The organism is Pseudomonas sp. P135, assembly GCF_020312125.1.
In the GTDB taxonomy this organism is placed as follows: domain Bacteria; phylum Pseudomonadota; class Gammaproteobacteria; order Pseudomonadales; family Pseudomonadaceae; genus Aquipseudomonas; species Aquipseudomonas fragariae.
In genome coordinates, this window is sequence record NZ_JAGPYR010000003.1 from 82632 (window position 1) to 106880 (window position 24249).

24 protein-coding genes and 1 riboswitch are annotated in these 24249 nt (G+C 60.0%); of the genes, 12 read left to right on the top strand and 12 right to left on the bottom strand.

The genetic code is table 11. From position 1 onward, the window contains the following. Window positions 1-24: 24 nt before the first annotated feature. The 6 genes from lepB to rpoE all read right to left on the bottom strand — a co-directional run bounded on the left by lepB (window position 25) and on the right by rpoE (window position 6760). Complete coding sequence (gene lepB, locus KBY08_RS05255; protein WP_003363711.1) at window positions 25-879, bottom strand: signal peptidase I; 855 nt, start codon at window positions 877-879, stop codon at window positions 25-27. Between the two features lie 9 nt (window positions 880-888). Beyond that, the gene (gene lepA, locus KBY08_RS05260) at window positions 889-2685 is read right to left on the bottom strand and encodes a translation elongation factor 4 (protein WP_024660706.1); all 1797 of its coding nucleotides are present in this window, start codon (window positions 2683-2685) and stop codon (window positions 889-891) included. A gap of 171 nt (window positions 2686-2856) precedes the next feature. Further along, window positions 2857-4287 carry a DegQ family serine endoprotease gene (locus KBY08_RS05265; RefSeq protein WP_225651094.1) on the bottom strand — a complete coding sequence of 477 codons (1431 nt, stop codon included), beginning with the start codon at window positions 4285-4287 and terminating at the stop codon, window positions 2857-2859. Between the two features lie 299 nt (window positions 4288-4586). After that, entirely contained in the window at window positions 4587-5546 is a 960-nt protein-coding gene (locus tag KBY08_RS05270; protein WP_024642771.1) for a MucB/RseB C-terminal domain-containing protein, read from the bottom strand. 8 nt (window positions 5547-5554) lie between these two features. Next, the gene (locus KBY08_RS05275; protein ID WP_003405339.1) at window positions 5555-6145 is read right to left on the bottom strand and encodes an anti sigma-E factor RseA C-terminal domain-containing protein; all 591 of its coding nucleotides are present in this window, start codon (window positions 6143-6145) and stop codon (window positions 5555-5557) included. A 33-nt stretch (window positions 6146-6178) separates the two neighbouring features. After that, entirely contained in the window at window positions 6179-6760 is a 582-nt protein-coding gene (gene rpoE / locus KBY08_RS05280; protein ID WP_002554912.1) for an RNA polymerase sigma factor RpoE, read from the bottom strand. A gap of 497 nt (window positions 6761-7257) precedes the next feature. On the opposite strand from rpoE, the gene nadB reads away from it, so the two are divergent. Next, a complete protein-coding gene (nadB, locus tag KBY08_RS05285; protein ID WP_003405338.1) occupies window positions 7258-8874 on the top strand; it encodes an L-aspartate oxidase in 1617 nt (538 codons plus the stop codon). Here the strand turns inward: nadB and KBY08_RS05290 are convergent. Together KBY08_RS05290 and KBY08_RS05295 are read right to left on the bottom strand one after the other, a co-directional pair. Then, on the bottom strand, window positions 8843-9307 hold the full coding sequence (locus tag KBY08_RS05290; protein WP_024660704.1) for a protein YgfX: 465 nt from the start codon (window positions 9305-9307) through the stop codon (window positions 8843-8845). The two genes, nadB and KBY08_RS05290, sit on opposite strands and share 32 nt — an antisense overlap. Next, window positions 9291-9545 (bottom strand): succinate dehydrogenase assembly factor 2, encoded by a 255-nt coding sequence (locus KBY08_RS05295; RefSeq protein WP_003363729.1) that lies wholly within the window; start codon window positions 9543-9545, stop codon window positions 9291-9293. Before KBY08_RS05295 ends, KBY08_RS05290 begins: the two co-directional genes overlap by 17 nt. A 152-nt stretch (window positions 9546-9697) precedes the next feature. On the opposite strand from KBY08_RS05295, the gene KBY08_RS05300 reads away from it, so the two are divergent. Continuing rightward, window positions 9698-10639: a YgfZ/GcvT domain-containing protein gene (locus tag KBY08_RS05300; protein ID WP_164990161.1), complete on the top strand. Its 942-nt coding sequence runs from the start codon at window positions 9698-9700 to the stop codon at window positions 10637-10639. Between the two features lie 111 nt (window positions 10640-10750). Continuing rightward, complete coding sequence (locus tag KBY08_RS05305; protein ID WP_003405327.1) at window positions 10751-11572, top strand: HDOD domain-containing protein; 822 nt, start codon at window positions 10751-10753, stop codon at window positions 11570-11572. Window positions 11573-11582: 10 nt separating this feature from the next. Here the strand turns inward: KBY08_RS05305 and KBY08_RS05310 are convergent, their stop codons facing one another. Together KBY08_RS05310 and KBY08_RS05315 are read right to left on the bottom strand one after the other, a co-directional pair. Further along, complete coding sequence (locus KBY08_RS05310) at window positions 11583-12965, bottom strand: sensor histidine kinase (protein WP_003405326.1); 1383 nt, start codon at window positions 12963-12965, stop codon at window positions 11583-11585. Then, a complete protein-coding gene (locus KBY08_RS05315) occupies window positions 12958-13629 on the bottom strand; it encodes a response regulator (RefSeq protein WP_003405325.1) in 672 nt (223 codons plus the stop codon). Before KBY08_RS05315 ends, KBY08_RS05310 begins: the two co-directional genes overlap by 8 nt. A gap of 463 nt (window positions 13630-14092) precedes the next feature. Here KBY08_RS05315 and KBY08_RS05320 point away from each other — a divergent pair, with 463 nt between their 5' ends. From KBY08_RS05320 to KBY08_RS05335, 4 genes are all read left to right on the top strand, one after another. Continuing rightward, the gene (locus KBY08_RS05320) at window positions 14093-15076 is read left to right on the top strand and encodes a Bug family tripartite tricarboxylate transporter substrate binding protein (protein WP_173924670.1); all 984 of its coding nucleotides are present in this window, start codon (window positions 14093-14095) and stop codon (window positions 15074-15076) included. 62 nt (window positions 15077-15138) lie between these two features. After that, the gene (locus KBY08_RS05325; protein ID WP_011268760.1) at window positions 15139-15597 is read left to right on the top strand and encodes a tripartite tricarboxylate transporter TctB family protein; all 459 of its coding nucleotides are present in this window, start codon (window positions 15139-15141) and stop codon (window positions 15595-15597) included. A gap of 1 nt (window position 15598) precedes the next feature. Further along, window positions 15599-17113, top strand: a complete 1515-nt coding sequence (locus KBY08_RS05330; RefSeq protein WP_003405319.1) for a tripartite tricarboxylate transporter permease — start codon at window positions 15599-15601, stop codon at window positions 17111-17113. Then, window positions 17106-18140 (top strand): AbrB family transcriptional regulator, encoded by a 1035-nt coding sequence (locus tag KBY08_RS05335; protein WP_024651045.1) that lies wholly within the window; start codon window positions 17106-17108, stop codon window positions 18138-18140. The genes KBY08_RS05330 and KBY08_RS05335 overlap by 8 nt, the downstream gene beginning before the upstream one ends. A 30-nt stretch (window positions 18141-18170) precedes the next feature. Here the strand turns inward: KBY08_RS05335 and ung are convergent, their stop codons facing one another. Beyond that, a complete protein-coding gene (ung, locus tag KBY08_RS05340) occupies window positions 18171-18863 on the bottom strand; it encodes a uracil-DNA glycosylase (protein ID WP_003405314.1) in 693 nt (230 codons plus the stop codon). Between the two features lie 208 nt (window positions 18864-19071). Then, window positions 19072-19458, bottom strand: coding sequence for a hypothetical protein (locus tag KBY08_RS05345; RefSeq protein WP_161632398.1), 387 nt, complete (start codon window positions 19456-19458; stop codon window positions 19072-19074). A gap of 479 nt (window positions 19459-19937) precedes the next feature. Beyond that, a riboswitch (guanidine-I (ykkC/yxkD leader) is annotated at window positions 19938-20040 on the top strand. A gap of 63 nt (window positions 20041-20103) precedes the next feature. Here KBY08_RS05345 and KBY08_RS05350 point away from each other — a divergent pair. The 5 genes from KBY08_RS05350 to KBY08_RS05370 are packed head-to-tail and all read left to right on the top strand — an operon-like array spanning window position 20104 to window position 24144. After that, window positions 20104-21171 (top strand): putative urea ABC transporter substrate-binding protein, encoded by a 1068-nt coding sequence (locus KBY08_RS05350; RefSeq protein ID WP_011268762.1) that lies wholly within the window; start codon window positions 20104-20106, stop codon window positions 21169-21171. A gap of 27 nt (window positions 21172-21198) precedes the next feature. Further along, a complete protein-coding gene (locus KBY08_RS05355) occupies window positions 21199-22014 on the top strand; it encodes an ABC transporter permease (RefSeq protein WP_111522076.1) in 816 nt (271 codons plus the stop codon). After that, complete coding sequence (locus tag KBY08_RS05360) at window positions 22011-22793, top strand: ABC transporter ATP-binding protein (protein WP_058399191.1); 783 nt, start codon at window positions 22011-22013, stop codon at window positions 22791-22793. Before KBY08_RS05355 ends, KBY08_RS05360 begins: the two co-directional genes overlap by 4 nt. After that, window positions 22790-23515 (top strand): urea amidolyase associated protein UAAP1, encoded by a 726-nt coding sequence (locus KBY08_RS05365; RefSeq protein ID WP_058399190.1) that lies wholly within the window; start codon window positions 22790-22792, stop codon window positions 23513-23515. The genes KBY08_RS05360 and KBY08_RS05365 overlap by 4 nt, the downstream gene beginning before the upstream one ends. Window positions 23516-23526: 11 nt before the next feature. Next, on the top strand, window positions 23527-24144 hold the full coding sequence (locus KBY08_RS05370; protein ID WP_003405298.1) for an urea amidolyase associated protein UAAP2: 618 nt from the start codon (window positions 23527-23529) through the stop codon (window positions 24142-24144). Window positions 24145-24249 lie beyond the last annotated feature (105 nt).

The following is a 24249-nucleotide window of genomic DNA, read 5'->3' on the forward strand; positions in this document are numbered from 1 at the left end:
GCTGCTCAGGCAGCGCCGCATCGATTACTTGATCAGCCCTACGCGCGCAAAATTGGGGAAGTGGCTCAGTTTCGGCTCGGGCCAGCTCATCCACACCGCAAACGCCTTGCCTACGATGTTCTTGTCCGGGACCATACCCAGCTCGTCCTTGGGAATGTTGGGATCATCCCAGTAACGGCTGTCGTTGGAGTTGTCACGGTTATCGCCCATCATGAAGTAGTGCGCGGCAGGCACTGTCCATTCACTGTCAGGCGGCGCGCGGTAGCGGCTCATTTCCTGACGGATCTGATGTTCGACTTCGCCCAGCTGCTCTTCGTACAGTTCCGCGCTGCCCAATGTGCCGGGCTCGGTGCCGATCAGCTTCTTGGCGACCAGCTCGCCATTGATGAACAGCCGCTTGTCGCTGGTGTAGCGGATACGATCACCCGGCAGACCGACGACACGCTTGATGTAGTTGACGCTCGGGTCGCTCGGGTAGCGGAACACCATCACGTCGCCACGCTGCGGATCACCAATCTGAATCACCTTCTGGTCCAGTACCGGCAGGCGAATGCCGTACGCGAACTTGTTGACCAGAATGAAATCACCCACATCCAGTGTCGGCTTCATCGAGCCCGAAGGAATCTGGAACGGCTCGACCAGAAACGAACGAAGCACCAGCACGATAAACAACACCGGGAAGAACGATTTGCCGTACTCGACCAGCAAAGGCTCCTTGTTCAAGCGCTCCACGACAGCAATGTCAGGTTCGCCGACGCTGCCCTGATAGTTGGAAATGGCAGCCCGGCGACGAGGCGCCAGGATAACCAGATCAATCAGTGCAAGCACGCCACAGACGAAGACAGCGATGACCAACAACAGCGGGAAATTTAGTGACATAGGACCTGACTATTCCAACCTGAGCACTGCAAGGAAGGCTTCCTGTGGAATTTCCACGTTGCCGACCTGCTTCATGCGTTTCTTACCGGCCTTTTGCTTCTCCAGCAATTTACGCTTGCGGCTGACGTCACCGCCGTAGCATTTGGCCAATACGTTCTTTCTAAGCGCCTTGACGGTTGTCCGGGCCACAATCTGACCGCCGATAGCCGCCTGAATTGCCACGTCGAACATCTGTCGAGGGATCAGCTCTTTCATCTTCTCGGTCAACGCACGCCCTTTGTAGTGTGCGTTGTCGCGGTGAACGATCAGGGCCAGGGCGTCGACCTTCTCGGCGTTGATCAGCACGTCGAGCTTGACCAGGTTGGCCGACTGGTAGCGATCAAAATGATAATCCAGCGAAGCATAACCGCGGCTGACAGACTTGAGACGATCGAAGAAGTCCAGAACGACTTCGTTCATCGGCAAATCGTAGCTCACCTGAACCTGCGTGCCGAGGAACAGCATGTCGTGCTGTACGCCACGTTTTTCGATGCACAACGTAATGACGTTGCCCAGGTGCTCCTGCGGCACAAGAATATTTGCGCGAACGATGGGCTCGCGCATGTCTTCGATGGCCGACAGGTCAGGCAGTTTGGAAGGGTTATCGACGTAAATCGTTTCGCCGGTCTTGAGCAACAGCTCGAAGATTACGGTTGGCGCGGTGGTGATCAGGTCGAGATTGTACTCACGCTCCAGGCGTTCCTGGATGATCTCCATGTGCAGCATGCCGAGGAAGCCGCAGCGGAAGCCGAAGCCCAGCGCGTCGGAACTCTCGGGCAGGTATTGCAGTGAAGAGTCGTTCAGGGTCAGCTTTTGCAGCGCTTCACGGAAGTCTTCGAAGTCGTCCGAGCTGACCGGAAACAGGCCTGCATAGACTTGTGGCTGAATGCGTTTGAAGCCGGGCAGCACGTCGACGTCGGGGGTGGTGCTCAGGGTCAGGGTGTCACCGACCGGCGCACCGTGAATGTCCTTGATGCCGGCAATGATGAAGCCTACTTCGCCGGCTTTCAGATCGACGGTCGCCGTGTGCTTGGGGTTGAACACGCCCACGCTGTCGACCAGATGCAGCTTGCCGGTCGACTTGACGAGAATCTTGTCGCCCTTCTTGACGCGGCCGTGGCGCACACGCACCAGGGACACAACGCCCAGGTAGTTGTCGAACCAGGAGTCGATGATCAACGCCTGCAGCGGATCTTCGATATTGCCGGTGGGCGCTGGAATGGTCGCGACCAGACGCTCGAGGACCTCGTCCACGCCCATGCCGCTCTTGGCGCTGCACGCCACGGCATCGGTGGCGTCGATGCCGATGATCTTCTCGATCTCTTCCTTGACGCGGTCCGGATCGGCCTGCGGCAAGTCCATCTTGTTCAGTACCGGCATGACCTCAAGGCCCTGCTCGATGGCGGTGTAGCAGTTGGCGACCGATTGCGCCTCGACGCCCTGCCCTGCATCGACCACCAGCAACGCGCCTTCGCACGCGGCCAGAGAACGGCTGACTTCGTAGGTGAAGTCGACGTGCCCCGGGGTGTCAATGAAGTTCAGCTGGTAGGTGATACCGTCTTTGGCCTTGTAATACAGGGTAACGCTATGGGCCTTGATGGTGATCCCGCGCTCGCGCTCAAGATCCATGGAGTCAAGCACCTGCGCTTCCATTTCGCGCTCGGTCAGGCCGCCGCACATTTGAATGAAGCGGTCGGCCAGCGTCGACTTGCCATGGTCAATGTGGGCGATGATGGAGAAATTGCGGATATGACTCAAATCACTCACGGATCAACACTCAAAAAGGTTGCAGGCAGATTGCCCGCCGAAAAATAGCCGGGAATTGTACCTGAACTAAGCAAGAGGCGTCACGCTTACAGGCACCCGGATCGGCGCACGGTAAACAAACGGGCACAAAAAAGGGTGGCCATGGCCACCCTTTCCGCTTAAACCGACCGGTTACTCTGACAGCTTGAAGGTGATGAAGGTCGCACGGCCCTGACGCAGAACACGCATCGAGACAGAGCGATCCTTGGGCAGGCTTTTCGCCACCTCGGTGAACTGCTTGCTGGACGTGATCGCCTGATTGTTCAGGTGAGTGATCACATCACCCGCCTGCAGACCGATCAGCGAAGCCGGGCCGCCGGTGACTTCCTTGATGGCAACGCCACCTTTGAGGTCCAGGGATTTCTTCTGCTCGGCGGTCAGCTCGATCACCGATACGCCCAGACGATTACTGCTGCGCTCGGCACCCGTACCGCCAACATCGCCCATCTCCTGACCTTCATCAGGCAGTGCGCCGACGGTAACCGTCAGCTTCTGACGCTTGCCGTCGCGAATCACTTCAAGTTCGGCCTTGCTGCCGTCCTTGAGGTTGCCGATCAGGTGCGGCAGGTCGGCCGACATGACGATGGGCTGGCCGTTGGCGCTCAGAATCACGTCACCCACCTGCACACCGCCCTTGGCAGCCGGGCCGTCTTCAAGCACTTGCGCAACCAGCGCGCCGGCAGGCTTGTCCAGACCAAACGACTCGGCAAGGTCCTTGTTCACTTCCTGAATGACCACACCCAGCCAGCCGCGGCTGACTTTGCCGTTGGCCTTGAGCTGGTTGGCCACATCCATGGCGACGTCGATCGGAATCGCGAACGACAGGCCCATGAAACCACCGGAACGCGTGAAGATCTGCGAGTTGATCCCGACGACCTCGCCAGCCATGTTGAACAGCGGGCCACCGGAGTTACCCGGGTTGATGGCCACGTCGGTCTGAATGAACGGCACGTAGGTGTCGTTAGGCAGGCTGCGCCCCTTGGCACTGACGATACCCTTGGTCACGGAGTGATCGAAACCGAACGGCGAGCCGATCGCCAGAACCCATTCACCGACCTTGAGCGTATTGGAATTGCCCAGTTTGGCGGTTGGCAGGTCCTTGCCCTCAATCTTCAGAACGGCAACGTCGGTACGCGGATCGGTACCGACCAGCTTGGCCTTCAACTCGCTGCGATCGGACAGGCGTACGAGAATCTCGTCAGCACCATCGATTACATGATTGTTGGTCAGCACGTAGCCGTCAGGGGAGATGATGAAGCCCGAGCCGAGGGACTGAGCCTCACGCTGGCGATCACCCTTGCCCGCACCCGAGCCCGGCGGACGCGAACCTGGCGGCATGCTGCGCTCGAGAAACTCGCGAAGCATCGGCGGCAGGCCTTCCAGATCAGGCATCTGCTGATTGGCGACGGCACGGTCCGGCAACTTCTGGCGTGTACTGATATTCACCACTGCGGGCGATGCCTGCTCGACCAGCCCGGTGAAGTCCGGCAGGTTTTCGGCCTGGGCCGTAGCAACCTGACCGAGTATCAGCACAGCGGCAATCAATGAAAAGTAGGATTTCATGCGTGGTATCGACATATGGCTCCCGTTCGTAACGAGGAAAAAATTAAGCAGTCCGAAGCAACCGACTCAAAGACCTCAAGCAACGATGCTCATCTCTGGATCAGCGACATGACCTCTGGAAACGACAAAAGGCCAGAGCTGCGAGGCTGTGACCTATAGAAAAAAAACCGAGCTTTTGCAATCTGGAAACCTCACCAAACATTTCAGCGCCTTTGCTCAAGCCAGGTTGAGTGCGGCCTGGCGGCTTCTGTAACCCAGGATGAAAATTTTTACATCCCGGGAGCCGTGACTCCAAATGTTTATTTATTGGCTGAAGGTTCGTCGTTACGCATCGACAATGCTATGCGCTCTGCAGTGCCCATCGGGACTTCTCCGACGACCGTCACCATCATATCGCCCTGCGGCGTTGTCAGGCGGCGGGAAACGGCCACTGTCGGGCCCAGCTGAGTGCGAATATCCGAAGAAGCACCGCCTTTCACCGATTCGATGAACACCGAAAAACGCGCCAGACCGTCGCTGTACATGAGATGCGTCACCGACGACTGCGTAGCAGGGTCTTTGCGCACACCGCTGCTGCTGACGTCAAAACCCGGCGGCAGCCAGTCTGAGTGCCAGGCCACAGGGCTTATGGAGGCCTCAGGCTTGGTCTTCACCACAGAAACAGGCTTGCAGTCGGCACTGGTCTTGAGCATCTGTTCGGACAGCACGCTGGCGGTATCGAGATCAGTAAACTGGAAACGCTCGAGCAACTGCCCCTTCTCACTCAACAGAAGCGACTTGAGCACAAGACCGGTTTCGTTATCCAGGTGCAATTCGAGGCCGTATCGATGCTGGTCCTTGGGGGACAGCGCAACGATAGTTGCCTGACGACCGGCCACTCTGGATTTGCCGGCAATTTTCATGTCGTACCAGGCGGATAGTCTTTTGACATCGAATGCGCGGGCAGAAGAATCGGCCGGATTGGCCACCCCCGCTTCCAGCGTGCCGCTGACGCACTGAGTAAGCCCGTCAACACGCAATACTTCCTGAGCGGAACCATCAAGCTGTAGCAGGCGCTCCTGAATATGACCGTCCGCTATGCGGTGCCAGATTCGATGGGTAGAAAAACTACCATTGCGCTCGTATACAAACGTACCTTGATAGCTCTGCTGCTGATCAACCTTGGCAAGACGATTGATTGCGTCTTGCGCATCATCAGCCTGTACCGGGAGGGCAAGCCATCCACCAAGCAGTAACGGCAGTAGAGGGACGGCTCGCATGATCCTCCTTAACGGTTTTCCAGGCTCGCAGCACGTGCGTATGGCAGCGCGCTTTCAGTACCTTTCAACGCCGCTTCCTGGGCGTGCTGGCGCAGATAGCCCGGCAGACGCTGGTCACCTTGACCACCGCCCTGCAACACACCATTGGCCATAGGACCAGGCGCTTGCTCGGCGCTTTCAGTGTAACCAGCCAGTACGGCCGGGCCTTTGACTTGCGGAACAGTCAGGTTGGCAGGCTGTTGGGTCTGCTGTGCCAGTTGTGCACCGGCAATGTCATCCTGGTTATACAGGCGGACACCAGCCAGAACGGCTACGGTAACCGACGCTGCAACGGCCAGACGACCCAGCGTACGCCAAGGACCGCGAGCTGCCTTGAGCGGGCTGACTTCATCGGCGATCGCGGCAGACACAGCAGCCGAGATATCCAGATGAGGCACCAGCAGCTCTTTGTGCATCGCTGCACGAGCAACTTGGTAACGCGACCAGGTGGCGCGAGTATCGGCATCGTCAATGGCATTCAATACCCGACGTAATTCCAGTTCGTCCGCTTCGTTATCCAGTACCGCGGACAGCGATTCCTGCAGGGCTTCACGACTCATGGCGGGTTCCTCTCTTGGGCTATCGCCGCTGTCTCAGGATTCCTGCAACAACGGCTGCAGGGCTTTATCGATGGCTTCCCGAGCGCGGAAGATCCGAGAGCGCACGGTACCAACAGGACACTGCATGACGCTCGCAATGTCTTCATAACTCAGACCATCGAATTCACGTAAAGTTAGTGCCGTACGTAAATCTTCCGGGAGAAGCTGGATGGTCCGATGGACGGTGCCTTCGATCTCATCCCTCAACAATGCACGCTCCGGCGACTCGATGTCCTTGAGGCCGTGGTCGCCGTCGTAGAACTCCGCGTCTTCAGACCTTACATCGCTATCCGGTGGTCGCCGACCTCGCGAGACCAGATAGTTCTTCGCCGTGTTAATGGCGATGCGATACAGCCACGTGTAGAAAGCACTGTCACCGCGAAAATTTCCGAGAGCACGGTAAGCCTTGATAAAGGCTTCCTGTGCAACGTCTTGAGCCTCATGGGTGTCGTGCACGAATCGCACGATCAACCCTAGAATTTTGTGCTGATACTTCAGCACCAACAGATCAAATGCTCGCGTATCGCCACGCTGTACGCGCTCGACAAGCTGCTGATCCTCTTCCTGGGTTAGCATGAACACTCCTCGTTGAGCATGAAGGAGTGTTGCAACTGATATTGTTCAGGCTCGCAAACATAGACTCGGGCTTTTCGCAAAAGTTCTCCCCCTTCAAGCAAGTTTCCTGCAAGCCATCTTAAAGCGTGCACGAAAAACGCAGCTCGACACGGTCGGCTGCGCGAATAGTCTTGTCGCCAGTTTCGCAGTTGATGATCACTTATCTAACCCTGCGAAATCGACGCTGTTCCTGTGTAGGCAACCTGCTATTGAGCATGGTTCTTTACAAAAAGTTCCATTGACACAATCGCCGGCGTGAGCCGCAAATGGCATAAAACTCCTTTGAATCAACACACTGGAGTATTTCCAGTGGCCGAACAAAAGGAAAACAATAGGCATGCCGTCCGGGACTGGAGCACAATCCAGACCCGCCGTGGTCTCACATTGCCATGTAGGCGCGGCTATTGTGCCGTTACCCCAATACTTATACTAGTGGTCGCCAAGGGCAGAATTCGCAGATGAGTCAACATTTTCAGCATGACGTACTGGTAATCGGCAGCGGAGCTGCCGGGTTGAGCCTGGCACTGACCCTGCCCGACCACCTGCGGATTGCAGTCCTGAGCAAGGGCGATCTCGCCAATGGCTCGACATTCTGGGCGCAGGGCGGTGTTGCGGCAGTGCTGGATGACACCGACACCGTGCAGTCTCATGTTGAGGACACGCTGAACGCAGGCGGCGGCCTTTGCCACGAAGACGCTGTGCGTTTCACTGTCGAACACAGCCGCGAGGCGATTCAATGGCTGATCGATCAAGGCGTGCCTTTCACTCGTGGCGATAACGCAGACACCGACGAAAGTGGATTTGAATTTCACCTGACGCGTGAAGGCGGCCATAGCCATCGGCGGATCATTCATGCTGCAGATGCCACAGGTGCCGCCATTTTTCGCACCCTGCTGGAACAGGCCATCAAGCGACCCAACATCGAATTGCTCGAGCAGCGCGCTGCCATCGACCTGATCACCGAACGCCGTCTCGGCCTGGACGGAGAGCGCTGCCTTGGTGCCTATGTGCTCAATCGCCACAGTGGCGAAGTGGATACGTACAGCGCGCGCTTCACCATCCTGGCGTCGGGCGGCGCCGCCAAGGTCTACCTGTACACCAGCAACCCTGACGGAGCCTGCGGCGACGGCATCGCCATGGCCTGGCGTTCCGGCTGCCGGGTGGCGAACCTTGAGTTCAACCAGTTTCACCCCACTTGCCTGTATCACCCGCAAGCCAAGAGCTTTCTGATCACCGAGGCACTTCGCGGTGAAGGGGCCTACCTCAAGCTGCCCAACGGCGAGCGCTTCATGCAACGCTTCGATGAGCGGGCAGAACTGGCCCCGCGCGATATCGTGGCCCGCGCGATAGACCATGAGATGAAGCGACTGGGCATCGACTGTGTGTATCTGGACATCAGCCACAAGCCGGAAGCCTTCATCAAGACGCACTTTCCAACCGTCTATGAACGCTGCCTGGAATTTTCCATCGACATCACTCGCGAGCCGATCCCAGTGGTCCCCGCCGCGCATTACACCTGTGGCGGCGTGATGGTGGACAGCAAGGGGCATACCGATGTGCCGGGCCTGTACGCCATCGGCGAGACCAGCTTCACAGGCCTGCACGGCGCCAACCGCATGGCCAGCAACTCACTGCTGGAATGCTTCGTCTATGCCCGATCGGCCGCCGCAGACATCGAGAAACAATTGGCTGACGTGCAGATGCCCGCCGACCTTCCGGCCTGGGATGCCAGCCAGGTCACTGACTCGGACGAGGACGTGATCATTGCGCACAACTGGGACGAGCTGAGGCGGTTCATGTGGGACTACGTCGGCATTGTGCGCACCAACAAACGCCTGCAGCGCGCTCAGCACCGCGTGCGCTTGCTGCTGGATGAGATTGACGAGTTTTACAGCAACTACAAGGTCAGCCGCGACCTGATCGAGTTGCGCAACCTGGCGCAGGTGGCGGAACTGATGATCCGCTCGGCCATGCAGCGCAAGGAAAGCCGCGGTCTGCACTACACGCTGGACTATCCCGATATGTTGCCGGAGGCGCTGGACACTATTCTGGTGCCGCCCACCTATGCCTGCTGAATTTCAAACGCACGCGCAGACGTCGGTGAATGTCCGGCGTCAATGCGTCATGCGGGATACAACAACTGTTTATTGATCGTGCCGGCCGACCGGCGATAATCGGGCGAAAACGCAGAATGACCACCCACGGCAAGGCAAGACTGTCAGGACATAACTGCACAGGCTGCCAGCCGTCACGTGCATTCCACAGCTGCCAGCCTTGATGATCGCGCCTGAGCGCGGTGAATGCCGCCGGATGCGTCAGCAGGATGGCGCGTGGTATCACCCGGACAGCGTGCGCCAGACATATCAGCACACCCAGCGCCGCAGCCCACACAGCGATGTCCAGCCAGTACAACGCGACCAGTGCCAGACACTGGACCGCGAGATACACCGTCACCAGCAGACGTGAAGCCTGCCAGTGACATTCAAAGCGATCACTGGGGCTGGACACGGTCCAGGATCATGCGAACCATGCGCTGCAATTCAGCATCTTCGGATTCGGCACGCTGCATGAACCAGCCGAACATATCCTGATCCTCACAGGTCAGCAGGCGGCGGTATAAATCGCGGTCCACGTCATTCAAATGTGGATAGACCTCACGGACAAACGGCACCAGCAGCACGTCCAGTTCAAGCATGCCGCGGCGGCTGTGCCAGTAAAGGCGGTTGAGTTCAACGTCTTCGACCATGGAGCGCTCCTCAAAGTAGGCGGCAAGTATACAGCCGTGAGCCGGGCGCGCGAATCTCGCAATGGTCGCAGCAGTTTTCATGTACCCGTATGCATAACCTCGACTCGGCACTATGATGTGCCCCCGGACTTTTTTCCCAATCTGCGATGACCATGGCCCACACAGCTTTTTTCTGCACGCTAACCCATGAGGGCGTTCTCGCCGTTCGCGGCGTGGATGCCAGCAAGTTTCTTCAGGGTCAGCTGACGTGCAACCTCAACTATCTGAATGAAGACACATCCAGCCTGGGTGCCCGTTGCACGCAGAAAGGCCGGATGCAGTCGAGTTTTCGCATCGTGTTCGAAGGCGATGGCTGCCTGCTGGCGATGGCTGGCGAACTGATCGAGGCGCAACTGCTCGACCTGCGCAAATACGCAGTGTTCTCCAAATCGAAGCTAACGGACGAAAGCGCAGACTGGGTGCGCTTCGGCCTGCAGGACGGGGACGCTGCGCTGGTCAGCCTGGGGCTGGATCTGCCACAGCAAACCGATAGCGTGGTGCGCGCCAACGATCTGATGGCGATCCGCGTCTCGCCAGGCCGGGCCGAGCTTTGGGTGCGCAGCGCAGAGGCCGACAGCATCAAGTCGCGTCTGGCATCGCACTTGAATGAAGCCCCGCTGAACAACTGGCTACTGGGCCAGATACGTGTCGGCATCGGCCAGGTGTTCGGCAGCACTCGCGAAGAGTTCATTCCGCAGATGATCAATCTGCAAGCGGTTGGCGGCGTCAGCTTCAAGAAAGGCTGCTACACCGGCCAGGAAATCGTTGCCAGAATGCAATATCTTGGCAAACTCAAGCGCAGGCTTTATCGCCTGACCCTGAGCGGCGAAGATATCCCGCAGCCCGGTACGGCACTGTTCTCACCGGTGCATGCCAGCGCGGTGGGCAACGTTGTCATCGCCGCACAGGATGGGCAGAACATCGAACTGCTCGCGGTATTGCAGGGTGATGCGGCAGAAGACGGCCGTATCAATCTTGGCTCGCCAGAAGGCGCAGCGCTGCAAATGAGTGAACTGCCCTACACACTGGACAGCAAACTCGAAACTCAGCGCTAGCCAGACGAACACATTCAGCTTCCTAGTGTCTTTAGAGCGATCCAGTACAGCCTGGCGCTCTGAAGGGCGCGCGGATAACTCTGGACACCCCCAACAGCTGCGAGATGCAACATGAGCAAGATGGCTGACGAGGTGCAGAGAAACTTGATCAAGGCCATCGACAGAGATGCCTTGTTTCTCCCCACCCTGCCGGAAGTGGCACTGAGAATTCGCCTGGCTGCAGAGGACACCGAGATCAGTATCTCGGCCCTGAGCAAGGTCATCGGTAGCGATACAGCCCTTTCGGCACGCCTGATAAAGGTTGCGAACAGCCCCTTGCTGCGCCCGAACTTTGAAGTCAGCGACGTCAATACCGCGATTCGACGCCTGGGCGTCAACTACACCTGCAACCTGGCCATTGGTCTGGTGGTCGAGCAGATGTTCCACGCCAAATCGCCGGTCATCGAACAGAAAATGCGCGATATCTGGAAGCAAAGCCTGCAGGTTGCCGGTATCAGCTACACCCTGTGTCAACGCTACACCAATCTGAAACCTGATCAGGCCACGCTCGCCGGGCTGATCCACCTGATCGGGATTCTGCCGATCCTGACCTATGCCGAAGACCATTACGAGTTGCTGTCCGACCCGATCAGCCTCAACCACGTGATCGACAGCATTCATCCGGTCATCGGCGAGCGCCTGCTGCGCTCATGGGACTTCCCTGAACCGCTGGCCTGTGTGCCAGGCCAGTTCCAGAACTTCGCGCGCGTCTCGAAAAACCCGGACTACACCGATCTGGTACAGATCGCCACGGTGCATATCCACAGAAATACCGACCACCCCTTCAGCCTCATTGAAATGGTCGACCTGCCTGCCTACAGCCAGTTGAGACTTGCCAGAGCCGAAGACGTGCTCAGCGCCCAGATGGACGAAGCCAAGAGCATGCTCTACTAGCCTCGACCCATCAGGTGGCGCTGAAACTGACCCTTACCTTCAAGCCGCGCTCGGCGCCCTCGTGCAAGGTGATTCTGGCCAGATGTGCCCGGCAGATCTCACCCACAATCGCCAGCCCGAGCCCGGCACCGCTGCCCTGCTGGCTGCGACGGTAAAAACGCTCGAAGACCCGTTCACGCTCATCTGCAGGAATGCCGGGACCATCATCCTCGACCTCCAGAACACCCGGCGCATAGACCCGCAACACCACGTTGCCGCCTGGCGAGGTATGGGCCAGCGCATTGTCGATCAGATTGCTCAGCAACTCGTTCAGCAAGGTCGGCTCGCCGCGCAGCCAGACCGGCTCATCAGCCTCCAGCGCCAGCGCCACGCCCCGGGAATGAGCCAACGGCGCCATGGCCATGCCCAGCTCCCTGGCCAGTTGACTGAGATCCAGCTGTTGCGCCCCACCCTCGGCGATGGCCCGCGCGCCGTTTTCGATGCGCGCCAGGGACAGCAACTGGTTGGCCAGATGCGTGAGTCGATCGGTGCCGAGCGCCGCCGACTCCAGCGTGCTGCGCCAATGCTGCGGGTCGCGTTCGCGCAGCCCCAGTTCGACCCGCGCCTTCAAGGCGGCCAGCGGGGTGCGCAGTTCGTGGGCGGCATCGGCAATGAATTGCGCCTGACGCTCGAATTGCACGCGCAGTCGCTCGGTAAAGTGGTTCAGCGCGCCCACCAACGGACGCAGTTCGTGCTGCACCTCAACCATCGGCAACGCGCGCAGATCATCCGGCTGACGCTCCTCGACGGCAGTACGCAGCCGCTCCAGCGGTCGCAATGCCGCGCTTACCGTGAACCAGACCAGCAGCAGCGCGCCCCCTCCGAGCATGCCCAGGCGCAGCAATGTGTCGGCCATCAGGCTGCGCGCCATGCCCTTGCGCGCTTCCTGGGTTTCGGCAACGCGGATTTCAGCGGTACCGTTCATGCCCGGGTCGGTCACCGGCTTGAGCAGGCTGACGACACGCACATCCTGCCCCTGATAGGTTCCGTTATAAAATTTCGCCAGGGCCGGGTAATCGTCGGTACGCAAGGTACCGGGCGGCGGCGAAGGCAGGTTTTCATAGCCGGAAATCAGCTTCTGATGAATGTCATTGACTTGATAGTAGATGCGCCCTTCGCTGTCGTAGGCGAAGGTATCCAGCGCCACGTAGGGGATGTCGGCGCTCAGCGTCCCATCACGCTGGGTCAGACCGGCAGCGATGGTCCGCGCGGAAGCCAGCAATGTGCGGTCATAGGCGGTGTCGGCCACTTCGCGGCCATTCCAGTAAGCGCTCATGCCGCTGGCCAGCATCAACACCACCAGCAGCAAGGCCAGGTTCCACAACAACCGCCAGCGCAGGCTGTCGTTAATCATCACGGCTTTCCAGCAGATACCCCAGACCGCGAAAGGTCACGATGGCCACGGAATGCCCGTCGAGCTTTTTCCGCAGACGATGGACATAGATCTCGATGGCGTCGGGGCTGGCTTCTTCATCGAGCCCGAACACCTGCGCCGCCAGTTGCTCCTTGCTCATCACCCGACCCGGCCGGGCGATAAGCGCTTCCAGCACCGCCTGTTCGCGAGAGGTCAGGGTCAGCAGTTCTTCACCAAGCGTGAAACGTCGCGTATCCAGATCGTAGGCCAGCACGCCGCAACACTGTTGCCGCTCGCCACCCAGCACACTGCGCCGCAGCAAGGCCTTGACCCTGGCTTCCAGCTCGGAGAGTTCAAAAGGCTTGGCCAGGTAGTCGTCGGCGCCCAGATTCAGGCCATGGACCCGGTCCTTGACGTCACTGCGCGCCGTCAGCATCAGCACCGGCAGGTTTTTGCTGCGCGCGCGCAGACGCGCCAGCACTTCGAAGCCATCCATGCGCGGCAACCCGACATCGAGAATGGCAACGGCGTATTCCTCGCTGTTCAACGCCAGGTCGGCAGCCACGCCATCATGCAGCACATCAACGGTCAAACCCGCGCTTTTGAGCGCCTGCGCGACACTTTCAGCCAATTGCAGATGATCTTCCACAAGAAGAACACGCATCGCCGTCTCCTGATTGTCACTGTTGTTATCGATCGGGGTATCGAGGCTCGTGGCGGTGGAGTTTACAGGCCGGCCGCCGTCTGTGAAGGCCAGAAACGCTTCGCGGCTCTTCAATCACGACGCGAAAGGCAGCTGAAAGGTTTACGAAAGGTTTGTCGTTTAGCATCGCGAGAAGACCCGACAAAAGGGTACGTAAAAAACAGGCGCCCGGATGCGTCTGAACAATAAAAACAATAAATCGCTAAACGGAGTCACGCCATGTCTACGCCCGCCCAGGCTCACCAGCCCATGGAGCACATCCCGTCGAGGGCTGCTCTGCACACTCTTACCGCTACCCGCCTCGAAACAACACACCAGCGCAAACGCCCGCCCCTGTGACACAGCACTCAGGTTTCGCCATGCGCGTGACAAAAGCGCCTGCTGAACAGCTTCTCTCTGCCAAAAACAACAATATCTCTGGAGACTGAACATGAAATTTTCCCTGCGCCATATAGCCGCCACCGCTGGGTGCATGCTGATTGCCAGCCAGTTGCTTGCCGAACCCAAACGTCCGGAATGCATTGCCCCTGCCTCGCCCGGTGGCGGGTTCGACCTGACCTGCAAACTGGTGCAGAGCGCACTGATCAACGAGAAGATTCTGAACTCGCCGATGCGCGTCACTTACATGCCAGGCGGTGTCGGCGCGGTGGCCTACAACGCAGTCGTCGCGCAGCGCCCCGCCGATGCCGGCACACTGGTCGCGTGGTCCAGCGGTTCGCTGCTCAATCTGGCACAGGGCAAATTCGGTCGTTTCGATGAAAACGCAGTGCGCTGGCTCGCCGCTGTGGGCACCAGCTATGGCGCCATCGCCGTGAAGAGCGACTCGCCCTACAAGAACCTCGACGACCTGGTCCAGGCGCTCAAGGCCGACCCGAGCAAAGTCGTGATCGGCTCGGGCGGCACCGTGGGCAGCCAGGACTGGATGCAGACCGCGTTGATCGCCAAGGCCGCAGGCATCAACCCGCGCGCCCTGCGCTACGTGGCACTCGAAGGCGGCGGTGAAATCGCCACCGCGTTGCTCGGCGGCCACATCCAGGTGGGCAGTACCGATATTTCCGACTCCATGCCGCACATTCTGAGCGGCGACATGCGCCTGCTCGCGGTATTCGCCGAGAAGCGTATCGACGAACCCGAAATGAAAGACATCCCTACCGCCAAGGAGCAGGGCTACGACATCGTCTGGCCTGTAGTGCGTGGCTTCTACCTCGGGCCAAAGGTCAGCGACGAAGACTACAACTGGTGGAAAGCCTCGTTCGACAAGATCCTGGCCTCCGAAGACTTCGCCAAACTGCGCGACCAGCGCGAGTTGTTCCCGTTCGCCATGAGCGGCACGGAACTGGACACCTACGTCAAGAAGCAGGTTGCCGACTACAAAGTGATGGCCAAGGAATTCGGCCTGATTCAGTGATTGAACTCAATTGACTGACATTCCGTTGCGCCCGCCTAAAGGGCGCGACTCAGGAGCTTCTCATGGTCATACAACGCATCTTCGCTGGCGTGCTGTTGCTGGCATGCATAGGCCTTGCCCTTATGGCCTGGCCTTATCAGGCACCTTTTTCCTATGAACCGGTCGGACCGCGCGCCTTCCCGCTGCTGATGCTCGGGCTGATGGGCGTCGCCCTGCTGTACCTGCTGATCAGACCCACACCCATCGTGCACACCGAGGAAGACCCGGAGCTGGACCGCGAGACCCTGATCAAGATCGGCGTGTGCATCGTCCTGCTGCTGGTATTCGCAGGGCTGTTCGAACCGCTGGGCTTCATCCTCAGCAGCATTCTGATCGGCATCCCCATGGCCCGCCTGTATGGCGGTCGCTGGCTGCCGAGCGTGGTGGTGGTGATTCTGATGAGCGTCGGCCTGTACCTGCTGTTCGACAAGGCCATGGACGTCCCCTTGCCTTTGGGCCTGCTCAGCGTTCTGGAGAATTAAAATGGATACTTTCGGTTATCTGGGCCAGGGCTTCGGTGTCGCCCTGACGCCTTACAACCTGATCACGGCGCTGTGCGGAACATTGATTGGTACTGTCGTCGGCCTGCTACCGGGGCTTGGACCGATCAACGGTGTCGCGCTGCTGATCCCTATCGCCTTCGCGCTGGGCCTGCCGCCCGAATCGGCGCTGATTCTGCTGGCAGCCGTGTACCTGGGCTGCGAATACGGCGGACGCATCAGCTCGATCCTGCTGAACATTCCGGGTGAAGCGTCCACCGTGATGACCACCCTGGACGGTTACCCGATGGCCCGCCAGGGCCTGGCCGGGGTCGCACTGTCGCTGTCGGCCTGGAGCTCGTTCATCGGCGCGTTCATCGCCACCTGCGGCATGGTGCTGTTCGCGCCGTTGCTCGCCAAATGGGCGATTGCCTTCGGTCCTGCGGAATACTTCGTGCTGATGGTGTTCGCGATCGTCTGCCTGGGCGGAATGGCCGGTGACCGGCCGTTGAAGACGTTCATTGCCGCGCTGATCGGGCTGTTCCTGTCTGCGGTCGGTATCGATGCCAACAGCGGGGTGTACCGTTTCACGGGCGACAACATACACCTCACCGATGGCATTCAGTTCGTGGTGCTGGTGCTCGGCCTGTTTTCGATCAGCGAAATCCTCTTGCTGCTGGAGAAAACCCATCGCGGCCAGGAGGCAGTCAAGGCCACCGGGCGCATGATGTTCAACGTCAAGGAAGCCGCTGCCGTGTTCGTGGTGAATATTCGCTGCGGTCTGCTGGGGTTCATCCTTGGCGTATTGCCTGGCGCCGGTGCGACGCTGGCCAGCGCGGTCGCTTACATGACGGAAAAACGCATCGCCGGCGCTGGCGGCAAGTTCGGCCAGGGCGACATGCGTGGCCTGGCGGCACCCGAGACTGCCATCGGCGCGACAGCCTGTGGCGCCCTGGTGCCGATGCTGACACTGGGCGTTCCGGGTTCAGGCACCACGGCGGTGATGATCGGCGCGTTATCGCTGTACAACATCACGCCCGGCCCGATGCTGTTTCAGCAGCAGCCGGACATTGTCTGGGGCCTGATCGCGTCGTTGTTCATCGCCAACATCATGCTGGTGATCCTCAACATCCCGATGATTCGCATCTTCACGCGCATCCTTGCCGTGCCGAACTGGGCGCTGGTGCCGGTGATTGCGATCATCACCGGCATCGGTGTGTATGCAGTGCACGCCACCACGTTCGACCTGTTCCTGATGGTCGGCATCGGTATCTTCGGTTACATCCTGCGCAAGCTGGACTTCCCGCTGTCGCCGATCCTGCTCGGCTTCATCCTTGGTGGCCTGATGGAGCAGAACCTGCGTCGTGCCCTGTCGATCTCCAACGGCGAACTGGGGATCCTCTGGTCCAGCCCGATTACCCTTGGCGTCTGGGTGGTGACCGTGTTCATGCTGCTGTTCCCGCTGCTGCGCATCTGGCGCAAGCGCGCCAAACAGCAGGCTGCTGCGACGCATGGCTGATTCCTCTCTGCGCCAATGGTGGGCAACACCGTTGATCGGCCTGCTGGGCGGCTACCTCGCCAGCCAGGTCGGCTGGCCGTTGCCGTGGATGGTGGGCTCGTTGCTGGCAATCATCCTGGTGCGCTGCCTGACACCCTGGCAGCTGGCGCAGATTCCCGGCGGGCGCAAGTGTGGTCAGCTGATCATCGGGATCGGCATCGGCCTGCACTTCACCCCGGTAGTCATCGAACAGGTACTGGCGCATTTCGGGCTGATTTTCATCGGTGCGCTGGTTACCAGTCTGTCGTGTCTGGTCGGCGTGTGGCTGATGCTGCGTACCGGAGAGGATCGCCCTACGGCGTTCTTCTCCAGCATGCCGGGCGGTTCCGGGGAGATGGTCAACCTCGGCGCTCGTAACGGTGCAACGCTGAGCAGTGTCGCGGCCGCACAAAGTCTGCGGGTACTTGCCGTCGTGCTGTGCGTGCCGGCGATCTTCAAATACCTATTGGGTGATGGCGCACCCGCGTTGCATGCCAGCGTCGTCGACTGGCGCTGGCTGGCCGTTCTGCTGCCGCTCGGGGCTGCGCTGGCCTGGCTGTGGCAACGCCTCAAACAGCCTAATCCGTGGCTGTTTGGCCCGCTGCTGCTCAGTGCCGTGGTGAGCGTGGTCTGGGATCTGAAAATCGGCCTGCCCAACGGTGCCAGCCAGCTTGGCCAGTTGCTGATCGGCAGCGGGCTGGGTTGTCATTTCAATCGGGAGTTCTTTCGGCGTGCGCCATCGTTCCTGGCGCGCACGCTGCTGGGCACTGCACTGACCATGCTGATCGCCGCGCTGGCGGCACTGGCGCTGAGCGCCCTCACCCACCTGGACCTGCGTTCGCTGACGCTGGGCATGATGCCCGGCGGCATCGCAGAAATGAGCCTGACCGCCGAAGTGCTGCAACTGTCGGTGCCGCTGGTCACGGCCATGCAGGTCATGCGCCTGCTGTTCGTGCTGTTTCTCGCCGAGCCGCTGTACCGACGCTGGAACAAACGGCTCGCTGACTGAACAGGTCGCTGGAACCCTTTCAAATTCAAATCAGAGCGCAGGCAAGCGCCAGTCAATCGGCGCGATGCCGTTTTGCTCAAGGTACTTGTTGGCCCGCCCGAAGTGCCCGTTGCCCAGGAAGCCTTTGTAGGCTGACAACGGCGAAGGATGGACAGAGGTCAGCACCAGATGCTTGGTCGCATCGACCAGTTTCTGCTTGCTCTGCGCATGAGCGCCCCACAGCAGGAACACCAGATGCGGCTGATGCTCGCTGACCACTTGGATGATCCGGTCAGTGAAGTGCTGCCAGCCTTTGCCCGCATGCGACGCCGCGTTGGCACGTTCGACGGTCAGGGTGGTGTTCAGCAACAGCACGCCCTGATCAGCCCAGGATTGCAGGCAACCGTGGTTCGGAATATCGATGTTCAGGTCGCGTTTCAGCTCTTTGTAGATGTTGACCAGCGATGGCGGCGTCGGCACACCCGGTTGCACCGAGAAGCACAGACCATGCGCCTGATTCGGGCCGTGATACGGGTCCTGGCCAAGAATGACCACTTTCACGTTATCCAGCGGCGTGGAGTTCAACGCATTGAAAATCAGCGGACCGGGCGGATAGATTTCCTTGCCCGCCGCGTGCTCCTGACGCAGAAACTCGCGCAATTGAGCCATGTAGGGTTGTTCGAATTCGTCACGCAGGGCATTTTTCCAGCTGGGCTCAAGCTTGATGCGGTCGTCGCTAGTCATGGTTACATCCGGTAAAAACAATGCGCGGACACTAGGAAAGCCGGGCAGCAAAGTCAATGCCGGTCGCGCTATGCACCTTCAAGATCGGACGCAGAGCGTCCAGAAAGGCGTGCCGACGCGGAGCGTCGGCACCATAGTCATGTTGCAGCAGTCAGTTTGCAGCAGTCAGTTCACAGCGCTGACACGATCGTGAGCGCGCGGCTTTCAGCTAGCGATGCCCGCCACGACCATCGCCGCGCCCGCCTCGTCCATGATCACGGCCATCTCGTCCGCCACGCCCACCGTGGTCATCCCAGCCACGATTGCCTCGGTCGCCGCGGAAGCCGTCGTTACGTCCGAAGCCGTCATTGCGGCCGAAACCGCCATTGCCACGAAAGCCGTCGTTTCTCCAGCCATAGCCCGGTGGACGTCCCGGCTGGTAGTAGCGCGGCGGGGGCGGTGGCGCGTAATAGCGTGGTGCCGGGGCGTAGTAGCGAGGCTGGGTGTAATAGCGCGGTTGAGGCGCCACATAGATGCGTCGCTCCTGATAGTAGGTAGCGCGATAGCCATTGTCATACGCGTAGGCGCCGCCAACGACAGTCGGCTGCGTGTACACATCGGATTCGTAGTAACCGGGACCTGCGTAGCAACCAGAAAGGAAAAGGGTCAGCAACGTGATAAGCAAGGGTCTTCGATACATGGCGGCCTCCTGGACCGCGATTGGGCCAAACCAGCGACGCTGGGCGGCGTCCGTCAAAGCGGTTGGCGGACGAATTGTCTGACATCGAAAAGGCCTTCTAGTGCCTTGGGGCAGCCTTGAGGCCTGACTACGAATGGTTGCCCACTGGCTCGCAAAGGCTCTGCGACCAAGGCCTGCAGGCGTATTTCAACGTTCTACAAAGATGCTACAAAACATTTCATCCGCCGTTGCCTCATCACGGTGCGCCCTCGCACCAGCACAAGGCAGTTCCTGCGGCAGCTGACTGTGGACGACTCGGCCAGCCCTTGAAAAACAAGGCGCAGCACGAGTTGGCACAACTCTCGCTTGAGTGAGCGGTGTGCAGGAGTCAACACAGGTTCGCGGCACCACAATTTGCAATAGCCGACTAGGGTTCCGGCTTGCCGCCAGGCAAGTGGCTGGTCCGAGAGTTGGCGACCTCCAGTAGAGGTTACACGGCGGGACAAAAGCCCGGGAGACAGGGACACCAGTGGTGTCACGTTGCTCCTGGCCGCCTTTTTTCACTACTGGAGATTTCTCAACATGCAAAAGTCTCGTCTCTTCGGTCTGCTGACGGCAGGCCTGCTTGCTGCGTTGAGCCTCTCGGCGAATGCCGCCCAGAAAGATCACTTCAACGTCTGCTGGACCATCTACGCAGGCTGGATGCCGTGGGAATACGCAGGTAGCCAGGGCATCGTCGACAAGTGGGCGAAAAAGTACGGCATCAAGATCGATGTCACCCAGCTCAATGACTACGTCGAATCCATCAATCAGTACACCGCCGGCCAGTTCGATGGCTGCACCATGACCAACATGGACGCCCTGACCATCCCGGCCGCAGGTGGCGTGGAAAGCACGGCACTGATCGTCAGCGACTTCTCCAATGGCAACGACGGCATCGTGCTCAAGGGCGAAGGCAAGAAAGTCGCCGACCTCAAGGGCATGGACGTCAATCTGGTCGAACTGTCGGTGTCTCACTACCTGCTGGCCCGAGCGCTGGACAGCGTCAAGCTCAGTGAAAAAGACCTCAAGGTGGTCAACACCTCGGATGCCGATATCTCGGCCGCTTTCAATACCGACGATGTACAGGCGGTTACCACCTGGAACCCGATGCTCTCGGACATCAAGGCCAGGCCCGGCGTCACCGAAGTGTTCAACTCCAGCCAGATCCCCGGCGAGATCATGGACATGATGGTCGTCAACACCCAGACCCTGAAAGACAACCCGGCACTGGGCAAAGCCCTGACTGGCGCCTGGTTTGAAGTGGTCGCGCTGATGAACGCCAAAAACGCTCAGGCCAAGGCGGCGCTGGAACACATGGCCAAGGCATCGGGCACCGATCTGGCCGGTTTCCAGGCGCAACTGGACACCACCAAGCTGTTTGCCACGCCCAAGGAAGCGCTTGAGTTCGCCACCAGCAAACAGCTGCCGGACACCCAGCGCAAGGTGGCTGATTTCTCGTTCGCCCACGGTTTGCTCGGCGAAGGTGCACGCGACGCCGATGCGGTCGGCATGTCGTTCGCCAATGGTGTGACGCTCGGCGACAAGGGCAATCTCAAGCTGCACTTTGATCCTAGCTACGTGCAGATGGCCGTCGACGGCAAGCTGTAAATCACGTTCAGTAGAAAGGTCATTGCCATGCGTTTGATAAACCGCCATCCGGATCATGCCGGTCGCCTGATACTGGTGATCCTGCCGTTCGCCCTGTTGCTGTTCGCCTATTTCATGGGCTCGGCCACCCGGCTTGCGGAAAACCCCAGCGACAAACTGCTGCCCAGCGCGGTACAGATGGCCGATGCGGTCAAGCGCATGGCGTTCGTTGCCGACCCGCGCAGCGGTGACTATTTGCTGTGGCAGGACAGCGCATCGAGCCTGCAACGCCTGGCCATCGGCCTGGGGATCAGCGCGCTGCTGGGTCTGTGCCTGGGCATCGCAGCGGGCATCCTGCCGTTGTGCGGCGCACCGCTGTCGCCCTTGCTGACGGTGCTGTCGATGGTGCCGCCGCTGGCCATTCTGCCGATTCTGTTCATCGTGTTCGGCCTGGGCGAGTTGTCGAAGGTGATGCTGATCGTGATCGGTATCACACCGATTCTGGCCCGTGATCTGGAACAGCGCGCCCGTGAAATCCCGGTCGAACTGCTGATCAAGGCGCAAACCCTCGGCGCCTCGACCTGGACACTGATCCTGCGGGTGATCCTGCCGCAATTGCTGCCACGCCTGTTGATCGCCCTGCGCCTGGTGCTGGGTTCGGCGTGGCTGTTCCTGATCGCCGCCGAAGCGATTGCTTCGACTGACGGTCTGGGCTACCGGATCTTCCTGGTGCGGCGCTATCTGGCGATGGACGTGATTCTGCCGTACGTGGTGTGGATCACCCTGCTCGCCTGGCTGATGGACTGGGGCCTGAAGGCCCTGACCCGACGTGCCTTTCCCTGGTACGAAGGAGCGCGGGCATGAGCTTTATCAGTGTGCGCAACGTCTGGCAGCAATACGCCGACCAGGTGGTGCTCGAGGGCCTCAACCTGAACGTGGCCGAAGGCGAGTTCTGCACGCTGGTCGGCGCGTCGGGCTGCGGCAAGTCGACCTTTCTGCGCCTGTTGCTGGGTCAGGAATCCCCCAGTCGCGGCCTGATCACGCTGGACGGCACGCCCCTGCGCAATGAGCCGGATGCCAGCCGTGGCGTGGTGTTTCAGCGCTATTCGGTGTTCCCGCACCTGTCGGTGCTCGATAACGTGGCGCTGGGTCTGGAGCTGCCACGCTCGCCCTTGCTCGGCCGGCTGTTCGGCCAGGCAAAAGGCGAGGCCCGCGAGCACGCCGCGCAGTTGCTCGGCAAGGTCGGCCTCGGGCATGCGCTGGACAAGTATCCGACACAATTGTCCGGCGGCATGCAGCAGCGCCTGGCCATCGCTCAGGCACTGATCATGAAACCGCGCGTCCTGCTGCTGGACGAGCCGTTCGGCGCGCTCGACCCCGGCATCCGCAAGGACATGCACCACCTGCTGCTGGACCTGTGGCGCGAAACGAAACTGACCGTGTTCATGGTTACCCACGACCTGTCCGAAGGTTTCAACCTCGGCACCCGCCTGCTGGTTTTCGACAAGGTACGCCACGACCCGCACGCACCCGGCGCCTATGGCGCACGCATCACTTACGACATCCCCCTCAACAGCGAACGCCGCGCCGAGCGCGCCGCTATCGATTCGCTGCTCAACGTTTCAGAGGAGCCTGTTCAATGACTGACTCAACCACGCTGTACCCGGTTTTCGCCGAAGAACTGCTACCCGGTGGCGGCCATCGTTCGTTCATCCTCAAGCGCGGCGAACTGCTGCGCCTGACCGACCTGCACGGCAACGCCAACGTCAGCCTGACCCTGCTCAACGCCCACGAAAAAACCGAGCGGCTGAACCTGCCCGACAGCCTCAAATGCCAGCACACCGCTCGCCTGAGCAACGGTCATTGCCTGTATTCGGACATGGGCCGCGTACTGGCGGCCATCGTCACTGATACCTGCGGCTGGAGCGACAGCATTGCTGGCGTGCTCAATGCTCAGGAGGTTGCTGAAAAGTATGGCCAGGGTCGCTACCAGGAATTGCGCAACGGCTTCTTTCGCAATGGCGTCGACAACCTGCTGGTCGAGCTGGGCAAATGGGGGCTGGGACTGTCCGACCTGCTGATGACCCTCAACCTGTTCAGCCGTGTCGATGTCGACGAGGCAGGAACCCTGCACTTCGCCCCGAACAATTCCAAAGCCGGCGACTACATCGAACTCTACGCACCGATGGACACGCTGGTGGTGCTGACCGCGCTGCAACACCCGATGGACCCCAACCCGGAATATGCCCCGCAACCGCTCAAGCTCAGCTGGATGAAGGCTGACGCCAGCGTTGCCGAGCACTGCCGCACCTCGCGCCCGGAAAACGCGCGCGGCTTCATCAATACCGACCGCCTGTTCGCCTGAGGAGCCTTGTCATGAACTCACCCACTCACCTTTGCTGCGACGCGACCATCCCGGCCGGCGAGCCGTTTCTGGCCGAGGTCAAGGCCGGGCAGACCGTGCGCATCCTCGACCTGCAAGGCAATCAGGCCGTCGACACGCTGTTTTTCAGCCTGAGCAACCCGCGTGAACGCTACGACGTGCAGCGCACCCTGCGCCGTCAGAACAGCGTGTACCTGACCACCGGCAGCGTGCTGTTTTCCAACCTCGGCCAGCCGATGCTGACCATTGTCGATGACACCTGCGGTCGCCACGACACACTCGGTGGCGCGTGCGCGCAAGAGAGCAACACCGTGCGCTACGCCCTGGAAAAGCGCTACATGCACAGCTGCCGCGACAACTACCTGCGCGCCTGTGTGCATGACGGCCGTCTGAGCAAGGCTGACATCGGCCCCAACATCAATTTCTTCATGAACGTACCCGTAACCGCCGAAGGCGGCCTGACCTTCGAAGACGGTATTTCCGCGCCCGGCAAATACGTCGAGCTGCGCGCTGAAATGGACGTGATCGTGCTGATTTCCAACTGTCCGCAGCTCAACAACCCCTGCAACGGCTACAACCCGACGCCTGCGCAGTTGTTGATTCGCGACTGACCCGGCACCTGCCCTCAGCAACGGACGACCGTTGCGTAGATTGATCAATAGCGGGACGGCCCGCTTCCCATCACGAAACCGAGTGCGACTGGGTTTCCGGGGTTA

What these genes read in the sequence shown, in the direction of transcription:
- KBY08_RS05370 (WP_003405298.1), top strand. Translation starts at nt 23,527, where the DNA reads ATGAACTCACCCACTCACCTTTGCTGCGACGCGACCATCCCGGCCGGC.
- KBY08_RS05310 (WP_003405326.1), bottom strand. Translation starts at nt 12,965, where the DNA reads ATGATTAACGACAGCCTGCGCTGGCGGTTGTTGTGGAACCTGGCCTTG.
- KBY08_RS05330 (WP_003405319.1), top strand. Translation starts at nt 15,599, where the DNA reads ATGGATACTTTCGGTTATCTGGGCCAGGGCTTCGGTGTCGCCCTGACG.
- KBY08_RS05315 (WP_003405325.1), bottom strand. Translation starts at nt 13,629, where the DNA reads ATGCGTGTTCTTCTTGTGGAAGATCATCTGCAATTGGCTGAAAGTGTC.
- KBY08_RS05335 (WP_024651045.1), top strand. Translation starts at nt 17,106, where the DNA reads ATGGCTGATTCCTCTCTGCGCCAATGGTGGGCAACACCGTTGATCGGC.
- KBY08_RS05360 (WP_058399191.1), top strand. Translation starts at nt 22,011, where the DNA reads ATGAGCTTTATCAGTGTGCGCAACGTCTGGCAGCAATACGCCGACCAG.
- KBY08_RS05350 (WP_011268762.1), top strand. Translation starts at nt 20,104, where the DNA reads ATGCAAAAGTCTCGTCTCTTCGGTCTGCTGACGGCAGGCCTGCTTGCT.
- ung (WP_003405314.1), bottom strand. Translation starts at nt 18,863, where the DNA reads ATGACTAGCGACGACCGCATCAAGCTTGAGCCCAGCTGGAAAAATGCC.
- nadB (WP_003405338.1), top strand. Translation starts at nt 7,258, where the DNA reads ATGAGTCAACATTTTCAGCATGACGTACTGGTAATCGGCAGCGGAGCT.
- KBY08_RS05275 (WP_003405339.1), bottom strand. Translation starts at nt 6,145, where the DNA reads ATGAGTCGTGAAGCCCTGCAGGAATCGCTGTCCGCGGTACTGGATAAC.
- KBY08_RS05300 (WP_164990161.1), top strand. Translation starts at nt 9,698, where the DNA reads ATGGCCCACACAGCTTTTTTCTGCACGCTAACCCATGAGGGCGTTCTC.
- rpoE (WP_002554912.1), bottom strand. Translation starts at nt 6,760, where the DNA reads ATGCTAACCCAGGAAGAGGATCAGCAGCTTGTCGAGCGCGTACAGCGT.
- KBY08_RS05265 (WP_225651094.1), bottom strand. Translation starts at nt 4,287, where the DNA reads ATGAAATCCTACTTTTCATTGATTGCCGCTGTGCTGATACTCGGTCAG.
- KBY08_RS05355 (WP_111522076.1), top strand. Translation starts at nt 21,199, where the DNA reads ATGCGTTTGATAAACCGCCATCCGGATCATGCCGGTCGCCTGATACTG.
- KBY08_RS05270 (WP_024642771.1), bottom strand. Translation starts at nt 5,546, where the DNA reads ATGCGAGCCGTCCCTCTACTGCCGTTACTGCTTGGTGGATGGCTTGCC.
- lepB (WP_003363711.1), bottom strand. Translation starts at nt 879, where the DNA reads ATGTCACTAAATTTCCCGCTGTTGTTGGTCATCGCTGTCTTCGTCTGT.
- KBY08_RS05305 (WP_003405327.1), top strand. Translation starts at nt 10,751, where the DNA reads ATGAGCAAGATGGCTGACGAGGTGCAGAGAAACTTGATCAAGGCCATC.
- KBY08_RS05295 (WP_003363729.1), bottom strand. Translation starts at nt 9,545, where the DNA reads ATGGTCGAAGACGTTGAACTCAACCGCCTTTACTGGCACAGCCGCCGC.
- KBY08_RS05325 (WP_011268760.1), top strand. Translation starts at nt 15,139, where the DNA reads ATGGTCATACAACGCATCTTCGCTGGCGTGCTGTTGCTGGCATGCATA.
- KBY08_RS05365 (WP_058399190.1), top strand. Translation starts at nt 22,790, where the DNA reads ATGACTGACTCAACCACGCTGTACCCGGTTTTCGCCGAAGAACTGCTA.